The sequence below is a fragment of the Streptomyces purpureus genome (genome assembly GCF_014648195.1).
Lineage (GTDB): Bacteria > Actinomycetota > Actinomycetes > Streptomycetales > Streptomycetaceae > Streptomyces > Streptomyces purpureus.
In genome coordinates this window covers 207,130-226,701 of sequence record NZ_BMQQ01000005.1, presented here as the reverse complement: position 1 = coordinate 226,701, position 19,572 = coordinate 207,130, and the positions used below count along the sequence as shown (strand labels likewise).

Sequence of the window (19,572 nt, the reverse complement as noted above, 5' to 3'; positions counted from 1 at the left end):
AGGGCCTCTGACCTGCGTCGGAGGCCCTTTCCGGTCTTTCGGGGGCTTGCCGCGTTAGGCGGCGGAAGGTCCCTCGGAAGTCCCTCGGACAGCACTGAAAGTCCCTGAAAAGTCCCTGGCGCAGAGGCGCGGAGGACGCCTCCGACCTGGGCTAACCATGTTTCCTATAGCCTCAGCGCGTGGCCCGCGGAAGCTGGGCGCAGCGGGTCGCAGCGCTCGTCGTCGAGATCATCGAGACCCCCGGAATCCACACGTCGGCCGAGCGCTTCGAGAGCGAACTGAACGTCGTCCTCGGCACCGTCCCCGTCGTCTGGGGGGCGAGGACGAGAGCCTCACCGCCGCCTGCCCCGCCGCACTCGCGGCCTGACACTCCAGCAGGTTGTCCTACGATCGGCCCTGGTCGCCTTTCGGTGGCCGGGGCCCTCGTCGTCTCGGAAGGAACGGGCATCGAGCACGCACACCCTCACCATCAACGGCGAGAAGGTGACCATCACCCAGGAGAGCGTCCTCCTGGCCGCCGCCGACGCTCGCCCGAACGTTCGCCCCCATCGCCATGGCGTCCTCATCGGCTCTGTCCTCTGGGCACCGAAGGACCTTCTGCGGACCGTCATCGGAAACGACGACCTCGGGAACGTCGACTCCCCGCGCGCCATGAAGGCGTTCAATATCCTCGGCTTCCAGACCTTCACCGAGACCGTCTACACCGCGGACGGCCTCCCCTTCGTCCACCCCGACAATCAGCTCCGCACGCAGGGCGCTCGACCGTGACCAGCCCAACCACCACGCCCGTCTACGCCTCCCTGGTCGCCGCGATCGAGGAGAAGAACGGAGTCCTCCAGGCCGATGTCCGCCGCCTGCGGGACATCCTTGGGGCCGGCCGCACCGGCAGCACGGTCGCCCGCACCATCGAAACCGAGCTCGCCCGCGCAGGCATCCTGCACTTCCCGCCGACCATCCCCACCAGCCAGGACCGGCGCGTCGTCCTGTGCACTCACCCGATAGTGAAGCTGGTGATCGAGACCCTCCGTGCTGCTGACGTCGAAGAACCGACAGACGCGGACATCACGAAGGCGCAGGTATCGCTCGAACTCATGGCAGCCGCGTTCAGCCCCGGCAAGACGGCTGAGGAGGCGTAATGGCCAACCCGAACACCGACACCTGCCCCATCCTCGTGGATGCGAACCGCACCTGCGGCGCCACCCTCCGCTGGGAGGTCACCCCCGAGCGCGACATCGAGCCCTACGTCGCCTGCGGCCAGCACATCACCGCGCCCATCATGCGCTCGGACGAGCTCGTGCCGTTCACCGCCCGGCCAATCTGAGCAGCGCAGCTGCCCGTTGTCACTGTTCCACTTGGAGTAGTTCGAGCAGCGAACTCCGCGCAGAGGGGCTTCAGTGATTGCTATGGATCTGACTGTGACCGCGCGGTGCACTGCGGATGAAGTCAAGCACCTGGAAGAGGTGTTTGGCGATTTCAAGCAGAGAAACCTTGCCACTTTGATCGCCAAGGCAGGTGCGCGGGAAGCGCTGGATCAGGCGATGGGTATCGTGACTCCATCTACCGCTAATGATATGCGCGTGGCGCGCATTCGAGCTTTGATCCAGGAGGAAGTTCCTGTTGGAGATGCAGAGAAGGTAGTTGCGGCCCTGTACAGGGTGCCGACACCAACCGCCCGGGGCTTGGTTCGTGCGGCGATTGCCCGATTCGAAGATGTTCGAGAAAAGGTGATTCTCGCAATTCGGTCTTCTTTGGATGGTGCCGACCCGGTACCGGACAATGAGGTGTGGGAGGTATTGCTTATCTCAACGCCTGTGCGTGAATGGATCATGGCGGAGACAGCGGTGAGCAATCATCCTAGCTCGAGGCCTTCCAAGAATGCAGGGCTTCGCCTGTTCCCGGACGATACATATCAGTATCTCAGGGAGCGAGTCGGGCTCCCTAGGAGGCCTTGGTCGTGAATCTCGACAAAGAGATAGGCGACGCGTTCTCCCTCATCGGCCTCTTGCTGGTGTTTTTGTTCGCCTACTTCTCTGCTCTCTGGACGCAGGTTGACAACCTAGTGGGCCGCCCAAAGCGCAACGAGGAAACAGGTGCGTTGCGCAATCTGAGGAAGGTGCTGGTTCTCAAGAGGCGGCATCTTGCAGCCTTGTCACTTCTAATTGTTTTGGTCGTTTTGCTCCTCGCTCCACTCTCCTTCAAAGTGATACAAAGGATGCAATGGGGTGGAACTTTCAGCACCATTCGAGCAGGCCTATTGCTTGTCGCGCTCCTTCTTGTAATGCTGCTCGCGGCGGTGGTTATCCTGAATCGAAAAGCCGCCTTTGACGTCGCATTCATTGACGGTGAACTCGAAAGAAGGAAAGCTTCCCCACCCCCTCCAGAGAGGGAGTCCCAGCTTTCATGGGACCAATTTGTCTTCCCGGGCGGAAAAAGGCCATGGGTGAAAGAGAGGAATCCTAGGGGTGGCGACTGATGCGCCAGCTGTAGTTCCGATCAACTGCACGCATTGCCGGCGATCGACGGTCAGCCCGTCACGATGTCACGAGTTCAAGATCAGTAGGCGGGCCGCTGGATGGTGGCGACCCGCCCATCTTCTCTGCCAGGACCCGCTCAGTGGGTTACCAGCCGAAGGTGTACCCGTCGCCGTTGCACGAGCTGCAGACGCCGTCCCCTCCGCATTTGTCGCAGTCTCGCGGGAAGGGGAAGCCGTCGACCTTGCCGGTGCCCTTGCACTTTCGGCACTCGCCCTTCTTGTCGGGGCATGACTTGCATCGGGCCATGAGAGTTCTCCTTCTCATCTTGAATGTTGATAGCCGTAGCCGCCGTGGGTTGTGCACTTGTCGTCGCCCGGGTCCAGCCGGGCAACGGAGAGGACCTACAGGGGTTCGTCTGCCGGCTCGAAGTAGGGGAGGGACGGGCTGGCTACAACGGCGCTGCCTCCCCATCGGACGCGATGCGTCTCGGTTCCTCCTGAGGGGCAACAGGTGGGATCGGTGTCCTTGAAGATCGGTCGGGTGAGTACGGCTTCCGTGCCGTTCTGCGAGGCGAGGCGGAGCTGCCCGGATCCGGTCGCCTGGCCCACGTACCTGTTGCCGTAGAAGAAGAACACGCTGACGCAGTTGCCGTTGGCGCTGCCTACGCAGGCGGCTTGGACGGCGCGTAGCGGGCCGGTCATGCGGGTGATCTCCTGTGCGGTGACAGTGGTGCTGAAGTTGTGCCGCTGGATGAGCCCCAGGGCCGCGGCGCCGTCGATGGTGGTCGTGGTCGGTTGTTGGGCTGTGGCCGGGCAGCCGGTGAACTCGAGTAGCCGGGCGGGCGGTTTCATGCCTCGGAGTCGGCCGCAGTCACGGACCCAGTCCGGGTCGTGGTCGTCCTCCATGACCGGGACGAGGTGGGTGGCCAGTTTGAGCCGGCCGGCCGTACGGGTGAAGACCGTGGTGATCACGGAGTCGGTGGCGGGAGTGTCTCCCCAGATGACGGCCGACCAGCCGGGGTAGCACTTGCTGTCTCCGAGGTGGACTTCGGAGGGCGCTTGCAAGGTGCGGGTGACTGCCGTCTTCAGTTCCGCGCGGGTGGGGCACGGGTTCGTGGGGACGGGCTTGACGGGCTGTGTGCCCCGGATGCGTTCGATCTGCTTGATCACCGTCTCCATGACGACGGGATCGGTCTTGATGTAAACGTGGTTGCAGCCGCTCTCAAGAACCTTCCAGCCGCTCGGGCGGCAGGTGAGGACTTGCGGCTTGCCGGTCATGTTCGCGTACGCGGTGGCGGAGTCGAGGGTGACGGCGATGTCCCCGATTCCCACTTCGGGCGGCGGGGCGACGTCGAAAGGCCCCCGGGGCAGGGTGAACCTGATGTCGCCCGCGATCGCCCGGACGGGCAGTTCCTTGGGCCAGGGCGGCAGTTTGCCGATCTCGGCCGAGCGGTACCTCAGCGCACGGCCCTGGGGAGATCTGAGCGCTGTGAATGCATTGCAGATGTCGTCTTCGTGTGTGAGGTCGTATCCCGCACAGAAACTGAGGACGGCGTCGAGCGTCATGAGTACGGGGTGACGGGAGATGCTGAGCAGGTCCGTGCCCGTTTGGAGGGCGGTGATGAGTTGGGAGCCGACCGTCGGCGTGCCGATGGTGATGACCTCGGCGATGTTCTGCCACGTCTTGCTGTCGGACCGGCCGTCGGAGCGTGAGGCTGCGTACTGGGTGGCGAGGCCGCCCATGGAGTGGCCGACGACCACGACCTTGTGGCCGGTCGCTCGGGCCAAGCAGTTGATGGCGTCCGCGAGCGCCGGACCGATGCGACGGTCCGTGACCCATTCGGGCTGGGCCGCGTAGTAGTCGTAGGTCCACGCCGTGACCCGGGCCAGGTGGGCGACTCTCGCGGGAAAGGATCCCTTCCCCGGCCGGTATGCCTCGCCTGCCTTCTGCGCCTTGTCGGCCGGGTACACCCCCTCGGGTTGGTTCCAGGTGTCGGCTCCGGCGTTGATGCCGTGGACGAAGAGGACGGGCGTACTGTTCGCCACCGGCCCGCGTGGCTCGACCTGTACGACCTTGCCGCCCGTGGAACAGGGGCCCGCCGCTGCGGTCCCGGAAAGCACCGTAGTGAGGCCGAGGAGGGTCAGCAGGGTGAAACAGAGGGCGACAATGCGTTTCCGGATCGAATGGCCCGTCACTTCAGGACCTCCACTACGGTGATGCGCCATCCGGTACTCCGCTTGGCGAACCCCATGAGGACGTGCTGTGCGGGTTTCCCTGGTTTCGTCAGGGTGGCCTGTGCGTTGGCGTAGCCGTTGGCCTCGTGCCAGCTGTCCTCGCTCAGGTCGATGCGGGTTCCCTCGGGGAGAAGGCGGCCAGCCTCCAGAGCGTGATCCAGTTCCGGGGTGAGTGCCGCCCGCTGGGTGGCGGCATCGCTGGAGGCCAGGTCCTGAGCGATGTCAGCCGCTTGGGCGGGCAGAGGTCCACCCGACTTGTACGGAAGTGAGGGGGCGCCTGGGGGCTTGCCGTTGTCCGGTGGGCGTGGTGGCTGGTCGTCGCGGAGAGCCAGATAGCCGATTCCAAAGGCGGCTACCAGGGTCAGGCCGAGGAACAGGAGGGTTTTTCGCATGACTTCATGCCTCCGTGGAGAGTCAGGTGTGCGAAGGACACATAAGCGGGAAACGGAGTGCCTCGGTGCGGTGCGCCGTGATCAGTACCGGTTGACCGGGCCCCAGCCGCTGGCATGTGAGGTGAGGCGGGTCTTGATGTAGTACGTCGGGCTCAGACCGCCTCCGTTGGGGCGGCCTCCCAGGCCAACAGGAAGGTGCCGTGTGCTCATGGCGGGGCTGTAGGCCCGGAAGATCTCGCCGGCGCCCGTCAGACAGTTGTTTGTGAGGAGGTCATAGCTCGTGCGGGCCAGCGCTCGGTAGGTGCGCTGTGCGTGGGCGATGCTGCCGCTCGCGGTTGTCTGGCATCGGTAGAACTCGTACTTCGAGGGGGCAAGGATGCTGCCTTTCGCAGTCAGGTCTCGCCAGGTTCCGCCTGCGATGCGAGCGCCCATGGCGAGGGGCTGCTTCATGGTCGGCCCTTGGAAGGTTCCCCAGATGTAGTGGTCGGCGCGGGCGGTGTCCTTGACGGCCCAGCCGGCGTGTCCGGCGCCGCCCGCGCTGTCGGTGTCGAGGAAGAAGCACACCTGTCCTCGTCCTGCGGCGTGGGCCTGCGGGGTTGCCAGGGAGGTGGGGAGCAGGGCGAGTGAGAGGGATACCAGGGCTGCGCCGAGGCGGAATGCAGAGGTCCTCGTGGGCTTTGCGGGCATGCGGGCAGGCATGAGCGACCCTTCGGTGGTGGTGGGATGACCGCGATGCGGGGCGTCGCTGCGCGTTCAAGCGCTGCGGCCTGCGATCTGTCACCACCGTAGGACGCCTTGGGGTGTGTCTGTGCAGGTTGGCGTGGTGAGCTTTGGCGTGAGCACAGGTGACCAAGATCATTAAGAGAGGATCGGGGCGCCGGATTGATCCGCATCGCCCCACAGTCGGGATCAGTCGAGCAGGCCCATCCGGCATGCCCTGACCACCAGTTGAGTGCGGGTGCTCACCTCGAACTCGCGGCAAAGGTCCTTGATGCGGCGTCGTGCGGTCGACGGCGATACGCCGAGGCGCCGCGCGATGGCCTCGTCCTTCACCTCGTCGGCGAGCAGCGCGATGAGATCGCGGTGCTTCTGCATCAGGTCGCGGGGTGTCTGGTGATCAGGAGCGGCAAGCGGTGCGGCTCCGCGCCAGTGACGGACGAAGAGATCGGCAGCGGCCGCGACCGCCCCCGGTGTTCGGACGACCATGATCCCTGCCTGATTGTCGGCGGGGTCCAGAGCGGTGGCGACGTACTCGTCGTCGACGATGAACACCCAGACGGGGAGCGTGGGCACGGTGCGGATCTCGACACCGGCCGCTGCCATCGTGTGGGCGCCGTCCACCAGGCTGGGCAGGATGTCGATGCTCTCCAAGAGCAGGAGCTGCACGGGGGTGCCCCGCCGGGCAGTGAAGGCCGCGAGCTCGCCGATCGCCGTGTAGTCGGAGGTCTCCCCTACTCCCGGGGCGGCGCCGGCGGCGGCCATGCACTGCACCGACGTCGACGCCGTGGCCGCGATCTGCTCCAGAAACGACCAGGCCGCAGCGGCTCCACGGTGAACCTCCGCCTCGGCAAGGGAGGAGACCCTCTCCGATCCGATCTCGGAGGCCAGCTCATCGACCGCCGCACGGCTCAGCTCGAGTTCCTTCTGCTGACGTGCCAGACGCAGTTCGGCGCGTTCCAACAAGGGATGACAGGCCAGGACCGGATGGACGGCACGCAGTTCTCCCCCTGCGGTCCCGGCGAGCAAGCCCAGCGACAAGAGCCGCTCTGCGACAAGGTAGGCCTCCTGCGCGGAGAGGCCCACCGAGTCACCGACACACTCTGCGGTCGACGTCAGCCGCGTCAGAAAGAGGCGGTAGAACTCCGACTCAACAGCTCCCAGACCCAACCCCGCCAACATGGTCTTCCCTTTGTCCTCGCTCGCCAGACGAGCCTGCGGCCGCACCATGTGGCGGGTTGCACGGCCAGTTCCGGCACTGGTGTGAAGCTCACCGATTCTGCCCGATCTCTGCGGTACTGAAGTCACAGAAATCAGCCATGTGATGCGGCATCACACTCATGGTCTGGGCCCAACGAAAGTGCGACTCTCCTCGCCGTCGTCATTGGCCACTCCCCGGAGGACGTCCGTACGGGCCTCGAAGGCGGAGCAGCGGTCGTCGCGGTCGCATCCAGGAAGACTTCGGCTCACGTCCTGAAAGACGCCGGGGCCGAAGTGGTCCTCGAGACTTTGGAAGACCTGCCCGCCAGGCTCGTGACGCAGCTACGTCTCGTCGGCCACCTTCGTCCCCTGCGTAGTTCAACCGTCCAGCAAGGCCACGCTCGCGATGGTGTCAGGCAGTTGGCGCGCGAAGTCACCCATCCCCCGGAGATAGAGAGGCCCCGGGCCACCGACCGTGAGCTGCGTGGCCTACTGGTCTCCGTCTGATTCGCGGGCCCGGCGACCGCCTCGTCGTCCCGCTCGATCGCGCGTCGGGCAGGGACCTGGCAGGACCAGCCGCTTCGCACCAGCAGCTTCCGCACACCCTGGATCGTGTAGGTCATGTGGCAGCGTCGGCCGATCACCTTCACGCGGTTCAGAGTCCAGCGCTAGTCTTCCCAGCTGTGCGCGGCCGGCCCCTTGGTCAGCTCTGCCTCCAACTGGGCGAACTTCGTCTCTCGTGACGAGCAGTGAGCCCCTGCGACTCCACGAGTTCAACCTCAGCAACAATCGAGCCTCCGGCAGAGTGGCTGTGGCAGGCTAGGAGCCACCGCTCCATGGTTCAGGCAGCGGTGGCTACGGCGGCGTCGGTCAGGGCGCCACGCGGGCGTGGTCGAGACGGCGGTGAACCATCGAGAGGGTGGTCAGCAACTCCAGCAGCTCGTCGTCGGTGACGGGCCGGTGAAGCCGCGGATCGTGCGCCGTGGGGTTGCGGTACATGCTGCCCAGCCCCTTGATCAAGGCTGCGAACCCCTTCTGTTCGTCTTCCTCCGTTTTGGTCGCTCCGGTGTTGATGGCGACGCGCGGAGTACCGGTCGAGCCGGACATGAGCACGGCGTCGAGCAGTCGGGCGCCGTCCAGCCTCTCGCCGGTGAGTTGTCGGAGGCGGTCAAAGACAGACTTCGTGGCCTCCAGGCTGGCGTGGAAGGCATTCTTGGCCAGGATCTCTTTGGTGCAGTACGCCAGCACTTCCGGGTGCGTTCCACGACGGCGAAGCTCCGACCGCAAGGAGTTGGCGTGCTGAGCTGCCTCATCCAGCGTGCTCGCGGCTGGCCCTCGTGCCACCTTGCCCTCGTTGTTGACGCGCAGGCCGACGTGGACCAAGACCTCGTTGAGGTCGTCACGACGCCGGGAAAACACGTCAGGATGCTGCCGGTAGCGCACGGGAGCCATGGCCTCGGTGATGAACTTGATCACGCAGTTCGACGCCTGATCGCGGGCCTGCCGTACGAGCAGTGCCTGCGCCAGCCGCTTGCGCTTACTGGACCCCTCGGCGTCCGCTATGCCGATCTCGGCCAGCAGGAGATCGACCTCCCCGCCAGTCAGCCCCTCGTTCGTGTCGGCGAGAACGTCCGCGACCGCGGTGACCGTGGCGGGAGGCCAGGGAGCGTACTTGTTGGACGTGGTCATTCCATGCCCGTCCTGGGCCTGCTTCGTCTGCAGGCCAGGCAATCAGGATGGCATGAGCGCGCGCTTCAGCGTGCGGAAGTTGCCTTGCTTACGGCACGGCTGACGCGATCGCGGAGCACGTCGGCGGAGACATATGAGAGTGCCTCGGCCAGCGAATCGAGTGCGGAGGCGAACTGGCCCTCCTGCTGGCGCAGGTGGGCGTCAAGGAAGGAGACGACGGTGCCCGTGGCGCTGCGGCGGGCTTGCCGTGCATACAGCACGGTGAGGGAGAAGGCCCAGCACGCGTGCAGGAAGCCGTAGACGGGGCGAGGAGTTCCCCGCCAGGGGGAGAAGAAGGTGACGTCGGCGGGGAGGCTCACGTCGTGCGCGGCCAAGGCGTCGTTGAGCCAGTTGTGGGCGGCCTCGTGGATCAGGTCGCGGGCCAGGACCTCGGGGTGGGCGGTGTAGTCGGTGAAGACGGTGCCAGGGAGGCGGGTCAGGGCCCAGCTGTGGAGGGTCTCGTCCAGTCGGCGGCGGTTGAGCAGGCAGATGACGGGGGCGTGCTGGGTGAGCAGTGTGCGGAAGCCGTGCTCGGTGGCCGAGGCAAGCGCGGCGCGCACGAGCGCTTGGGCTTCGGGCAGGGCAGGGCTGGTGTCGGGGCGGATGAGGTAGTACGCGGTTTCGGAGATCTCCGAACGGAGCAGGTTCTCGGGTCGCGGGCTGAGCAGGATGTGCGGGCCGGCGGACAGGTGGGTCAGGTCCCGCGTCGTCGTCTTCCGGTACCACGCGAGGAGGTCCGTGTTCCGGGCGTGCGCGGCGTGCTCGGCGCCTTCGAGCAGGTGGTGGGCCACGGCGTAGTCGAGGGTGGACGAGCCGAGGCCGTTGCCGAGTGCGGAGGCGATGCGGCTGGTCCGGAGGTGCTGGTGGCCGGCGATGCCATCGAGGGTGACCAGGGCTTCCGGGGACAGGGTGCTCATCTGGACTCCAGGTGTGGACCGGGGCCGGACCCCGGCTAGGGCCGGCCCCGGTAGAGGGTCAGGCCGTGGTGGTGGGCTCGGTGGCGTCGGGCTCCACCGTGGCGGCGAGCCAGGTCTCGGTGGCCGCGTTGGAGGTGTGCGCGGTCGTGCGCACCGGGTCGCTGTCACGCAGGGACGCGACCGCCTCCAGGAACTCGTCGAATGTCTTGTCGTCTGCCACTGCTCGCTCTCTCTTCTGATCGGGGCCGCGGGTTGGCGGTGAGGGGATGATGGGAGGGACGGCGGGCCACGGGGTCCGTTCATGACGGGGTGCCCGCTCACTCGGAGACGAAGAGCGTGAGGAACTTGCGCACACGGCCGGTGCGGACCGGCTCCGTGCCGTGGACGAGTTGGCTGCCGAAGACCACGAGCGTTCCCGGAGAGGGGGCGACGCTCCAGCGAGTGCGCGGCATGCCGCGGAACCAGGGGGAGGACATGTCCGTCCCCTCGTGTGCGAAGCGCATCCCCGGGGCGTAACCCGACCCGGTCGGCGCCTTGTCCGCGGTCCAGACGGCGTCGCTACCCGTGGTCTCCACGTAGAACGCGCCGCCGGCGTCCTGGATGTCCGTGAGCGTGACCGTCGCGGCGGCGATCTGGCGGGGACGGGTGAGCGGATCGGGGGCGATGCCGTCGGCATGTGGGGTGATGTACTGGCCGGCGCCGTACTCGAGGTAGATCCACGGCCGGTGGCCGGTGACCGACGGCAGCATGCCCGTGATGGCGGCCATGTGCAGTTCCAGGGCCTGGTCGAGGAGGGCGGTCGCCTCGTACGGGATGTCGGTCATCTCGATCCGGCCGGCCGGCTCGTAGACGTCCTGCGCCTCGGCGGGGGAGTGACCGGGGATCTCGTGGATGGTGGTGTGGCGGCCCGTGCCGTACTGGTCGCGTCCGAGGGGGCCGAGTGTGTCGTCCATGACGTCGTTGAGGCGCTGGATCTCTTCCGGCTTGATGAAGCCCTCCACGGTACGGATGGACAGCGTCTCGGCGATGTGAATCATTGCTCGCCTCCGCACGCGCAGGGGGTGGAGGGCGGGGCGGCGGCTTCGGCCAGGGCCACCGTGAGTACGCGCACCGCCTGGGCGAGATCCTCGAAGTACTCGGCAGGAGTGGTGCCGGCAGCGGGTACGAGATGGAGGTCGAGCGTCGGATACACCCGGCCGGTGGTGCGGCACGTGAGCTCGCTGCGACCGAGGACCAACGAACACGCTCCGGGCAGGGAGGACTCGGCTGCGCTGGCGGCACGGCACAGGCGTGCAGCTGTACGCGCGTACTCGGCGCGGTCGCGCGGCAGGATGCCGACCGAGAGGAGGCGGGGCTCGGCCCCGGGGAGGTCGGCGTAGGCGTGGCCCTGGCAGCTGTCGTAGGTGACGGCGTTCCAGCCCGCGGTGAGCGCGTCGACGACCGGGCGGACGCCGGGCTCGATGCCCGCGTGCCACTGGGGGTGGTGGGGGTCGAGGTCGTCTGCCTCGTGCACGCCGGGCAGACCGACCGTGTTGATGTTGCCGTGGGCGCTGACCTGGACGCGTGCGGGCGTGCGGGGCACGGTGGCGTCGTCCCAGCGGGTCAGGAACGCCGCGACGTGGTGCATGTCGTTGGGGCGGACGGGACGCCAGCGCAGCCGGGAACAGGAGGCACCGGGCGGGAGGTTCGGATGGGCGAGCAGGGCGGCGACGCCGTCGATCAGACGCATGCGGTGGTCGCAGTACGCGTCTTCGTCGCCCGCGGCGGCGAAACGGAGGCGGACCGCCGGGCAGCCCGCGCCGCAGGTGTCGCGGTAGTCGCAGGTCGTGCACTTCGTGACCAGAGAGCGCGCCTGCTGAAGCAGCGGAGCGCCGCCCTGGGCGCCTGCCACGTCCGCCTCAGCGTGTACGTCACCGAGCGCGGTGAGGCCGGCCTGCGGCCAGGGCAGTTCGTCGCAGCTTCCCAGGCGGTCATCGGGATAGAGGGTGAGGACGTGGTCGCACTTTAAGTCGGAGAAGTGACAGGAACGCGTCCGCAGACCCCTCAGACGCCGGATGACGGAGACGACGGGCTCCAGCTTGACGCGGCGGAACAGACCGCTGGCGACCCAGTGGTGGGCGGCCTCCAGCACGAAGTCGGCGTACTGACGCGGCGTGACGGCCCAGGCCGGGCCGGTGGGGCCGATGGCCCGTCGCTGGAGTGCCCGACTGGTCGGCGTACGGGATCCGGCCACCGAGGTTGACCGGGTGACCGACGCGTCGAAGCACGGCACCAGGCTGACCGTCGTCACGGCGGGGAAGGAGGCGAGGTGCTCCATGATCTCGGAGGCGCGGCCGAGGACGTACGGGGTGACGGCGCAGATGACGCCGACGTGGCGTTCCCGACGGTCGAGGAGTTCCAGTGCTTCGACCACTCGGGGGTACGTGGGGCGGCCGTCGTAGCCGACGCGCCATGAGTTCCCGAGCGCGTCGCCGTCGAGGGAGAGGCCGATCTCCAGGTCCGGGTAGTGCCGCTCGAAGAGGTCCAGCCAGGTGTCGTCGAGCTGGAGGCCGTTGGTCTGGAGGCTCACGCGGATGACGTTCGGCTGTGCGGCGAGCGCGTCCAGGATCTCCGCGATCCGTTCCCGGCCGGCGGTCAGGGGCTCCCCGCCGTGGAGTTCGACGCTGAGCGGACGTCCGGAGAAGATCGAACCGAGGCGGTGGACCTGTGCCGCGCTGATCCGGGTGCCGCCCGGCGACTCCTTGCGCTTCTCGAAGCAGTACAGGCAGTCGATATCGCAGGTCTCCCCGCGGAGCTTGAGGATGACGGAGACTGCGGTGTCCGGACCGGTGCTCGGCAGCGGGGCGTAGAGACTCTCCAGGTCGGTCGGGGCGGTGCGGGTGACGGGCATCAGAGGACTCCCGAGGAGGAGAGGCGCGGTCTACGCGCCATCGGTGGAGACCGTGGACAGCCACCCGAGAAGCTGTCCGCCGGTGATGGGGATGTGGACGTCGCCGCGGCGAAGGAACCACCCGTCGGCGTACCGCTGGGGCAGCCAGCCGGCGTCGGGGGCATTCAGGTTGGGAGGCTTCTGCAGCGGGTCGTCGACGGGCCAGCAGTCCAGGAGGGCGCTGGTCACGCGTCGCTGAACCGGACGGAACCACTCCCACGTTTCCGTACGGGCCGGGTCGATCGGCGGACGGAACGGAGCGCCGGCAAGCAGCGGCAGCCACTTGTCGCCCAGGACCGGGTGGCCGGCCGCCGCGCACTCGAGCGCGGTGAGGCAGGTCTCCAGCTTCCGGCACACGACGTCGGCGGGTTCGGCCAGGCCGTCTTCGACGAGGCCGGTCAGGTCCTCGGCGAGACTCGCCGCGACCTCGGCCTGGTCGGCGACTGCCCAGCGTCGGTAGCCCTGGCGCTCCTCGGGATCGAGCACCGGATTCCAGCGTCTGGAGCCGTACGAGAGAGCGGTGCGCAGACACATGAGGTCGTGCATCGAAGCGCGTACCCGGCGGAACGATCCGAGGTCGTCGCGGCGGACGTCGAAGGAGCGGAGCAGGTGACGGAGTTCCTCCGCCCGCTGCGGCGCCTGCGCCTGGAGGTCGACACGGACGCCGTCCACGATGCGCGACTCCCACGCCGGAAGGGCGCCGTCCACGATGCCCCGCAGGTCGATGTCGCTCGCCGCGTGGGCGAAGCCACAGGCGAGGGCTCCCTCCAGCCAGACCTCACGAGCCTCGCCGGACGCGAGCAGCGCCTGGGCGACTCTGTCGGCGATCTCCCGGCGCAGTCGTGCCGATGGGTTCACCGGTGGCCTCCCTTGATCAGGATCTTGTCGTCAGCGGTGATCTCCCTGAGGAGATCTATGGCCCATATGTCGAGCGCGCCGCGCACGTCGGACCGCTGGGCACCTATGTGAGGTGAGGCCAGGAGGTTGAGCGGCGTCGTGGAGTCGGTGAGGAGCGGCAGATGCTTCCGCTCGACCGGGTCGAGGGCGAGGCCCGAGAGCCTCCCGTTCGCCAGCGCCCGCAGGCAGGCGGCGACGTCGAGGGTCTCCAGCCGCCCTGCACAGATCAGCAGAGGCCGCTGCGGAGCGACGCGTGCGAGGAAGTCCTCGCCGATGAGCTGTTCGGTCGTGGGACGCAGCGGCAGAGCGATAACGTGTACCTGCGACTGCTCCATGAGGGCTGTCGGCGACAGCTCCCGCAGACCGGGAGGGTTCGACGGCCACGTGGCGAAGGCCGTCCGGCCCATGAAGGGGGCCAGGGCCCAGTCGGCGGCCAGCCCCACCGGGCCCGCGCCCCAGATGCCTGCGGCCAGGGTGCCGAGTGACGCACCCATGCACGCCTGCTTCTCGTGCCGGCCGAGCAGCAGCGCGTGCTGCCCCAAGGGGATCCGCCGGGCCAGGGCGAGGGCAGCGGCGAGGACCCACTCGCCCACGGCGTCCGCGCCGGCCTCGGCGTTGCGGTGCAGCGTGATGCCACGGTGCCGGAGGGCGTTCACGTCGATGTGGTCGATGCCGGAGCCGGTCCGTACGACGTGCCGCAGGCGAGGAAGCACGTCGAGCTCCCTCTCGCCGAGACGGACGCCGGAACGCAGGACGAGCACGGCCGTGTCGGCGGGCGGAGGCGCGTTCAGATCCGGAAACTCGTGTAAGTCGACATCGGGCAGGGCGCGGCGGATCGCGCTCGCATCCGCCGCACCGCGTACCACTAGGACGGCGGTCATCCGAGGATCTCCGGCTTCTCGTACCGGCCGAAGGCGAGATCACCCTCGCCGACGACGACGGTCACTGGCGAGGGCGCGCCGAAGTACGCGTCACAGGCACGCTTCACCCCCGGGAGCCCGTCCCAGGCCCGCGGATTGACCGCCGTGTCCGCGTAGTCGTCGACGAGCAACACGCCCGTCGGCACCAGGCGGGTGACGCAGTGCCTGAGTCCCGTGAGGGTCGAGTCGAAGAAGTCGCCGTCCAGGTAGGCGAACGCGATCTCGTCGGGCAGCTCCTTGGGAAGGGTCTCGTCGAACCATCCCGGATGGATGACCGGCGCCGGCCTGCCCCAGGCCGCGTGCGTGGCGCGCACGTCGTCCGGGGACGACCGGAGCTCGCCCGCCGCCAGATGGTCCGAGTCCTCGGTGCCGGGCGCGGGCATGCCCTGGAAGGAATCGTAGACGTGGATCTCTCGGTCGCGGTCGCCCAGCGAGTCGAGCACGCTACGGATCCAGAGGGCCATCGCGCCCTTGTAGCAGCCGAGTTCCACCACGGCTCCGGGCAGACCGCGGGCGGTCAGGTCGGCGAGTTCGTCGGCCATCACGCGGAGCCGGTCGGCACAGACCGTCCCGGAGTGCTCCCGAAGCAGCCACTCCCGCAGATCCTTCAACATCGGATCCATGAAGGTCACCACCTGTCCACGAAGGGGTCGGCGAGCTCCCCGTTCAACGCCGCCGACAACGGGCTGTTGATCCGGGGCAGCAGGTACACGTCGCCCAGGCGTTCCAGCGGAACCCACTCGAAGCCCACCTGGATGGGGTCCGGCGGTTCCGGCATGCGCGGCTCGGCGTCGTCCACCTGCTCGGCGAGGAAGTTGAACTGAACCTTCTGTACGTCCCCGAACTCGCCCTGCCACGACTCGGGGACGTACTCGACGACGCACAGCAGACGCCGGGCCACGACTTGGAGGCCGGTCTCCTGCGCGACCTTGCGGTTCACGGCCTGGCGCAGGTCCTCGCCGACCTGGGCTTTACCGCCCGGGAGGTTGTAGTGGAACCCGGCCTCGTCGTCGTACGACAGCAGCAGGACGGCGCCGTCGCGCACGATCGCCGCCTTCACGGAGACACTGATCCGAGGCAGCTCGGGTGTCAGACGCACGACAATGCCTCCGGCTCGCCGACGCGCATCAGGTCGCCGACCTCCGCGAGGGACCCCGCGACGGTGGAGCGGAAACTCCCTCCACGCCGGAACTGACGGGCGGCGGCGCGCATACCCGCGAGGGCGGCACGGCTGAGCTGGTTCGCGTAGATGCAGAGGCGGAAGCCGGCCTCGCCGAGGTCGGCGGCGCTCAGATCCGGGAACGCCGTGGGCACACTGAACAGCGGCACGCTGTGACTCCAGGCACGTCCGATGGCCCGCGCCTGCTCACCGGTCGCGTCCTTGGAGTGGATGAGTACCGCATCCGCTCCGGCCTCGGCGTACGCCTCGGCCCTGGCGATCGCCGTGGCCATGTCCTCACCGGCGATCAGGGCCTCGGTGCGGGCCACGACCACGAGGGCGTCACCGGCGACCTTCCGTATGCGCCCCACCTGCTCGCACAGCAGGTCCCGGTCGGCGAGGCTCTGGGCCCGGTGGGCCGCGAAGCTGTTGCACTTCGGGTACGCGCTGTCCTCGACGCACACCGCTGCGGCTCCGGCGCGCATCAGGTCGTACGCGAACCGCTCCGCCGTGCGCCCCGAGCCGCCCGCGTTGTCGATGTCCACGATGACGGGCAGTTCGGTGACACGGCCGAGCGAGGCGACCACGTCGGACAGGTCCCGGGGGCCCAGGACGTTGGCGTCCGGCAGGCCGGAGGCCGCGGAGACCTCCAGACCGCTCACCCACAGGGCGTCGAAGCCCGCCTCCGCCGCGACGTGCGCGGCGAGCGCGTTCACCGCACCGATCGCCAGGAGCGGGTGCTTCCGCTCGCTGTCGTCGAGGGCCTCCCGCAGATGCGTTGCCTTCATGCTGTCAGCCATGGGTCTCTCCTCCTTCCGTGCGGGCGGCGATGGGCGGTACCAACTGCCGTTCGCGCAGTACGTCCCAGGCGGCGAGCAGCACCTCGGACCGGGGCCGGCGGGCGTCCAGACGGACCACGTCACCGAGGAGCGGGAACTCGTCGGGCTTCGTGACCACGGCCTCGTAGGTCTCCCGAACCCGGCTCTGGACGTCGTGCACGTCCCAGTCGGCCCGGACGGCGTCTCCCTGTCGGGCCTGCGCCCGGCTCATCGAGGCGTCGGTCTCCAGGTCCAGGACAAGCGTGAGATCGGGGGCCGCGGTGAGGTGCGCGGCCAGCGTCTCGTACGTCTCCGACGCCCTCATGCCGTGCTTCACGGCGAAGAAGGCCAGTTCGCTGAGGAGCCAGCGATCCGCGATCACGGGCCGGGCCGGTCGCTGGGGGAGAACGAGGCGATCCAGCGTGGCCCGCTTGTCCGCCGCGATCGCGGACAGGTAGGCGTCGCGGTTCCCGGCGTTCGGCTGGTACTTGCCGGTGACGATGGCGGCGGCCTGTTCGGCTGCGAGGAAGTTGGTGGTGAGCACGCACAGCGGGGTGACGCCGTAGAGCCCCTCCCAGAGCCGGAACAGGCCCTTGCGCAGCGTCGTCTTGCCGGTGCCGTCGAGCCCCTCGATGACGATGAACGGATAGCGGTGGTTCATTCGACCTGCCCCGCCCCCGTGCCGCCGGCGTACTTGGTGAAGCGACCACGCCAACGGGCCGTGGTGGACACCAGGTCCACAAGCCGGAGCTCCGCCAACTCGTCGATGAGGCGGGGCAGCTCGGGCTCGGCGCAGATGCCGGCCTCGATGGCCCGGCAGTACGCGGCGCGGAGGGCCGGGTCATCGTCGGAGTCACGCAGCGCCGCCTCCAGCACCCGCGTGGCCATGCCGTGGGCCACGACGCTCACCGCGGTGCCCAGTGCCTGCTCGTGGAGCGGGCCCGGGTGCGGCTCCAGCGTGATGTGGTGCACCCCGCGGTGGCGGATCACCGCGAAGAAGCCCACCCACCACGCGGCGGCGGCGCTGGCGGAGGCCACGGCGTTGGACCATGCCGCCCCGGACTGCTCTGCGAGGATGCTCTGGGCAGCGGTGTCGGCGGCGCGGTGAAGTGCCCCGCGTTGGTTCCGCGACTCCGTTCCGTGCTGCCGGGGCAGCTGCCACCAGAAGCCGAGCCCGGCGTCCTCCAACAACGCCATCGCGGACTCGTCGCCTGCCGCCAGCAGGGACGGGCGCTGGGCCAGCACGGAGACATCGGCGCCCGGCACGTCCGGCAACGCCTTCTCCTCGGCGACGGCAGCCCGCCATTCGTCGAGATGGAGATGGAGCCGCTGGGTCAGCAGGCCGTCCGCCAGCGTCTGCCAGGCATCGGCCAGCGGCGGCGAACCGGGGGGCCGGGGCGGCAGGGTCAAGGAGGTCACAGGTCGGATCCTCACGTCCGGGGAGTCGCGGCACGCGGCTCCGGTCGGTGGTGCTCCACCACGATGGCCGCCACGAAGGCCCACGCCTATGAGTGTTTATGAGCCCCACCAGCGGAACGTGTCCGGGCGTCGCAGGGCGAGGGAGAATGCCGACCATGGTCGACAGCGGACAGCGGCGGTGTACGCGCTGCGGTGCCCTTCTCAGTCGCTTCAACGCCGGTACCCGATGCGCCTCGTGCCAGGACGGGCCGGCTGCCCGACGGGCCGACCCGGCCTTCTGGCGTGATCCGACGGTCCGGCGTGCCGTGGCCGCATGGGAACTCGGCACCGTCGTCAAGCTGTTCAGGAAGCACACCGGCCTATCCCAGGCGGGCGTGGCGCGGATGGTCAGCATCGACCAGGCCGAGGTCAGTAGACTGGAGCGAGGGCTCAAACAGATCCGCGACCGCCGGCAGTTCGTCCAGTGGACCGATGCACTGGGAGTTCCGGAGGAACTGCTCGGGCTCCTGCCCACGGCCGATCCGCACATCCCGGACGCCACGGGCCGCCGGGGAACGGCGGACACCGGAGCCCGTGGGTACGTGGCGCTGCCCGAAGGCCCAGGCCAGCTTCTGTTACCCGCCGGTCGGTCCGTCCCGACGACGGCGATTCCCGTGCTGACCCTTCCCGCAGCCTCCTTCATCGGGGACAGCCTGCGACTTGACTCCCGCCCGGAGCTGGACGCCTGGCGCACCATGCCGATGCGCGCGCTCGTCGTCGCGAACCGCACGGTGGACGGGGCGGTCCGGCAGTTCGTCACCGACGCCAGGCCGAGCGACGTACGCGGCACCGCCTCCGACCCGGTCGACATCCCCGCCGCGTACGAACTGGACGACCTGACTTACGGCATCCTGTGGGCCATGTCGGGATTCGAGGCGGCCCTGCTCGGCGACGACCAGGCCCTACACACCTCGCTGGCTTCGCTCGCCGCTTCCCCAGGCTCGCCGCTCGCCTCCGACCGCGGCCTGACCGAAGTGTCCACGATGCTGATCGGCTCGGAGACCGCAGCCCGGTACATCCTGGGCCACCGTGACCACCTGGGCGACGCACCCGTCTTCTGGACCAGGGAACAGCGCGGTGAGGAGGCCGCCACCTGGCTGTTCTTCCGGCACAAGTACCGCTACCTCGAACGAATGGCGCCCCGGCGTCCAGGCGGTACCAGCGGCCGGGGGTTCTGCGTCCCCGAGACGGCGGTCGCCTCCTCGCCGGCGTACGAGCGCGTCCTGATGTTCCTCGCCATCGCGCTCATGGAGTCCTTCGGTATCCGTACCTGGGTGACGGACGACGGAAGCTTCGCACACACCGACGGTTTCGTCCTCTCCCACGGGCGCCGAGCTGTCATCGCCTCATGGGTACGGACCGAGGGGGCGTCCCACCTCGCGGTCACCGCGCGGCCGGGGGCTTTGCGGACGTTCGCCGACGTGACCGGCCACGTCAGCCACCACTCGGCTACGGCGGCCGAGCAGGCCGGACAGCGCCTCGCGGCAACGGCGGAGTACCTCGGTCTCGACGCCTCCTGGCTCGGACGCCGGTGCGCACAGTTGTCGGCCGTCGGCACGGAGCGGCTGGCCCGGCCGCGCAGCCGGCTGCTGGGCCTCGAAGGGCTGGAGGCCGCCTGCCGGTTCGTGGCTGAACAGCTGGTGATCATTCCGTGTACCCGTACGGCGCCGACCCGATAGCCTGCGTGAACCACTCGCGAGGCCGCGCTCGGCGGCGTCCGGACAGGGGA

At 68.5% G+C, this 19,572-nt stretch carries 23 protein-coding genes and 1 pseudogene; 6 read left to right on the top strand and 18 right to left on the bottom strand.

Translation table 11 applies throughout. The features are described 5' to 3' along the window. The first annotated feature begins 483 nt into the window (after positions 1 to 483). The 5 genes from IEZ01_RS09710 to IEZ01_RS09690 all read left to right on the top strand — a co-directional run bounded on the left by IEZ01_RS09710 (position 484) and on the right by IEZ01_RS09690 (position 2,473). On the top strand, positions 484 to 768 hold the full coding sequence (locus tag IEZ01_RS09710; RefSeq protein WP_189201086.1) for a hypothetical protein: 285 nt from the start codon (positions 484 to 486) through the stop codon (positions 766 to 768). Then, positions 765 to 1,136: a hypothetical protein gene (locus IEZ01_RS09705; protein ID WP_189201084.1), complete on the top strand. Its 372-nt coding sequence runs from the start codon at positions 765 to 767 to the stop codon at positions 1,134 to 1,136. The genes IEZ01_RS09710 and IEZ01_RS09705 overlap by 4 nt, the downstream gene beginning before the upstream one ends. After that, a complete protein-coding gene (locus IEZ01_RS09700) occupies positions 1,136 to 1,321 on the top strand; it encodes a hypothetical protein (protein ID WP_189201082.1) in 186 nt (61 codons plus the stop codon). The genes IEZ01_RS09705 and IEZ01_RS09700 overlap by 1 nt, the downstream gene beginning before the upstream one ends. A gap of 82 nt (positions 1,322 to 1,403) precedes the next feature. After that, positions 1,404 to 1,958 carry a hypothetical protein gene (locus tag IEZ01_RS09695; RefSeq protein WP_189201080.1) on the top strand — a complete coding sequence of 185 codons (555 nt, stop codon included), beginning with the start codon at positions 1,404 to 1,406 and terminating at the stop codon, positions 1,956 to 1,958. Beyond that, complete coding sequence (locus IEZ01_RS09690) at positions 1,955 to 2,473, top strand: hypothetical protein (protein WP_189201078.1); 519 nt, start codon at positions 1,955 to 1,957, stop codon at positions 2,471 to 2,473. Before IEZ01_RS09695 ends, IEZ01_RS09690 begins: the two co-directional genes overlap by 4 nt. A gap of 145 nt (positions 2,474 to 2,618) precedes the next feature. Here the strand turns inward: IEZ01_RS09690 and IEZ01_RS09685 are convergent, their stop codons facing one another. The 18 genes and pseudogenes from IEZ01_RS09685 to IEZ01_RS34775 all read right to left on the bottom strand — a co-directional run bounded on the left by IEZ01_RS09685 (position 2,619) and on the right by IEZ01_RS34775 (position 17,804). Further along, on the bottom strand, positions 2,619 to 2,780 hold the full coding sequence (locus IEZ01_RS09685; protein ID WP_189201076.1) for a hypothetical protein: 162 nt from the start codon (positions 2,778 to 2,780) through the stop codon (positions 2,619 to 2,621). 95 nt (positions 2,781 to 2,875) lie between these two features. Continuing rightward, a complete protein-coding gene (locus IEZ01_RS09680; RefSeq protein ID WP_189201074.1) occupies positions 2,876 to 4,519 on the bottom strand; it encodes an LppP/LprE family lipoprotein in 1,644 nt (547 codons plus the stop codon). 146 nt (positions 4,520 to 4,665) lie between these two features. Then, entirely contained in the window at positions 4,666 to 5,100 is a 435-nt protein-coding gene (locus IEZ01_RS09675; RefSeq protein ID WP_189201072.1) for a hypothetical protein, read from the bottom strand. Positions 5,101 to 5,181: 81 nt separating this feature from the next. Continuing rightward, entirely contained in the window at positions 5,182 to 5,799 is a 618-nt protein-coding gene (locus IEZ01_RS09670) for a hypothetical protein (protein WP_189201070.1), read from the bottom strand. A gap of 210 nt (positions 5,800 to 6,009) precedes the next feature. Continuing rightward, positions 6,010 to 7,047, bottom strand: coding sequence for a helix-turn-helix domain-containing protein (locus IEZ01_RS09665; RefSeq protein ID WP_189201068.1), 1,038 nt, complete (start codon positions 7,045 to 7,047; stop codon positions 6,010 to 6,012). Between the two features lie 491 nt (positions 7,048 to 7,538). Further along, positions 7,539 to 7,754: pseudogene (locus IEZ01_RS36190) on the bottom strand (helix-turn-helix domain-containing protein); the annotation flags it as partial. Positions 7,755 to 7,887: 133 nt separating this feature from the next. Beyond that, positions 7,888 to 8,706 (bottom strand): TIGR02391 family protein, encoded by an 819-nt coding sequence (locus IEZ01_RS09655; RefSeq protein WP_189201066.1) that lies wholly within the window; start codon positions 8,704 to 8,706, stop codon positions 7,888 to 7,890. Positions 8,707 to 8,771: 65 nt separating this feature from the next. Beyond that, a complete protein-coding gene (locus IEZ01_RS09650) occupies positions 8,772 to 9,662 on the bottom strand; it encodes an aKG-HExxH-type peptide beta-hydroxylase (protein ID WP_189201064.1) in 891 nt (296 codons plus the stop codon). Between the two features lie 58 nt (positions 9,663 to 9,720). Then, positions 9,721 to 9,882, bottom strand: coding sequence for a hypothetical protein (locus tag IEZ01_RS09645; RefSeq protein ID WP_189201062.1), 162 nt, complete (start codon positions 9,880 to 9,882; stop codon positions 9,721 to 9,723). A 97-nt stretch (positions 9,883 to 9,979) separates the two neighbouring features. Beyond that, the gene (locus IEZ01_RS09640) at positions 9,980 to 10,699 is read right to left on the bottom strand and encodes a 2OG-Fe(II) oxygenase (RefSeq protein WP_189201060.1); all 720 of its coding nucleotides are present in this window, start codon (positions 10,697 to 10,699) and stop codon (positions 9,980 to 9,982) included. Beyond that, positions 10,696 to 12,552 carry a radical SAM protein gene (locus IEZ01_RS09635; protein WP_189201058.1) on the bottom strand — a complete coding sequence of 619 codons (1,857 nt, stop codon included), beginning with the start codon at positions 12,550 to 12,552 and terminating at the stop codon, positions 10,696 to 10,698. Before IEZ01_RS09635 ends, IEZ01_RS09640 begins: the two co-directional genes overlap by 4 nt. Positions 12,553 to 12,582: 30 nt before the next feature. Then, positions 12,583 to 13,449, bottom strand: coding sequence for a nucleotidyltransferase domain-containing protein (locus tag IEZ01_RS09630; protein WP_189201056.1), 867 nt, complete (start codon positions 13,447 to 13,449; stop codon positions 12,583 to 12,585). Further along, positions 13,446 to 14,369, bottom strand: coding sequence for an NAD(P)-dependent oxidoreductase (locus IEZ01_RS09625; RefSeq protein WP_189201054.1), 924 nt, complete (start codon positions 14,367 to 14,369; stop codon positions 13,446 to 13,448). Before IEZ01_RS09625 ends, IEZ01_RS09630 begins: the two co-directional genes overlap by 4 nt. After that, entirely contained in the window at positions 14,366 to 15,031 is a 666-nt protein-coding gene (locus tag IEZ01_RS09620) for a TylF/MycF/NovP-related O-methyltransferase (protein ID WP_189201052.1), read from the bottom strand. Before IEZ01_RS09620 ends, IEZ01_RS09625 begins: the two co-directional genes overlap by 4 nt. A 5-nt stretch (positions 15,032 to 15,036) precedes the next feature. Further along, positions 15,037 to 15,507, bottom strand: a complete 471-nt coding sequence (locus IEZ01_RS09615; RefSeq protein WP_189201050.1) for an NUDIX domain-containing protein — start codon at positions 15,505 to 15,507, stop codon at positions 15,037 to 15,039. Further along, positions 15,498 to 16,367: an isocitrate lyase/phosphoenolpyruvate mutase family protein gene (locus IEZ01_RS09610; RefSeq protein WP_229832829.1), complete on the bottom strand. Its 870-nt coding sequence runs from the start codon at positions 16,365 to 16,367 to the stop codon at positions 15,498 to 15,500. The genes IEZ01_RS09615 and IEZ01_RS09610 overlap by 10 nt, the downstream gene beginning before the upstream one ends. Next, entirely contained in the window at positions 16,360 to 17,046 is a 687-nt protein-coding gene (locus IEZ01_RS09605; RefSeq protein ID WP_189201048.1) for a dTMP kinase, read from the bottom strand. Before IEZ01_RS09605 ends, IEZ01_RS09610 begins: the two co-directional genes overlap by 8 nt. Then, a complete protein-coding gene (locus IEZ01_RS34775) occupies positions 17,043 to 17,804 on the bottom strand; it encodes a hypothetical protein (protein ID WP_229832827.1) in 762 nt (253 codons plus the stop codon). Before IEZ01_RS34775 ends, IEZ01_RS09605 begins: the two co-directional genes overlap by 4 nt. Before the next feature lie 305 nt (positions 17,805 to 18,109). Here IEZ01_RS34775 and IEZ01_RS09595 point away from each other — a divergent pair, with 305 nt between their 5' ends. Then, complete coding sequence (locus IEZ01_RS09595; RefSeq protein ID WP_189201046.1) at positions 18,110 to 19,522, top strand: helix-turn-helix domain-containing protein; 1,413 nt, start codon at positions 18,110 to 18,112, stop codon at positions 19,520 to 19,522. The last annotated feature ends 50 nt before the right edge of the window (positions 19,523 to 19,572 follow it).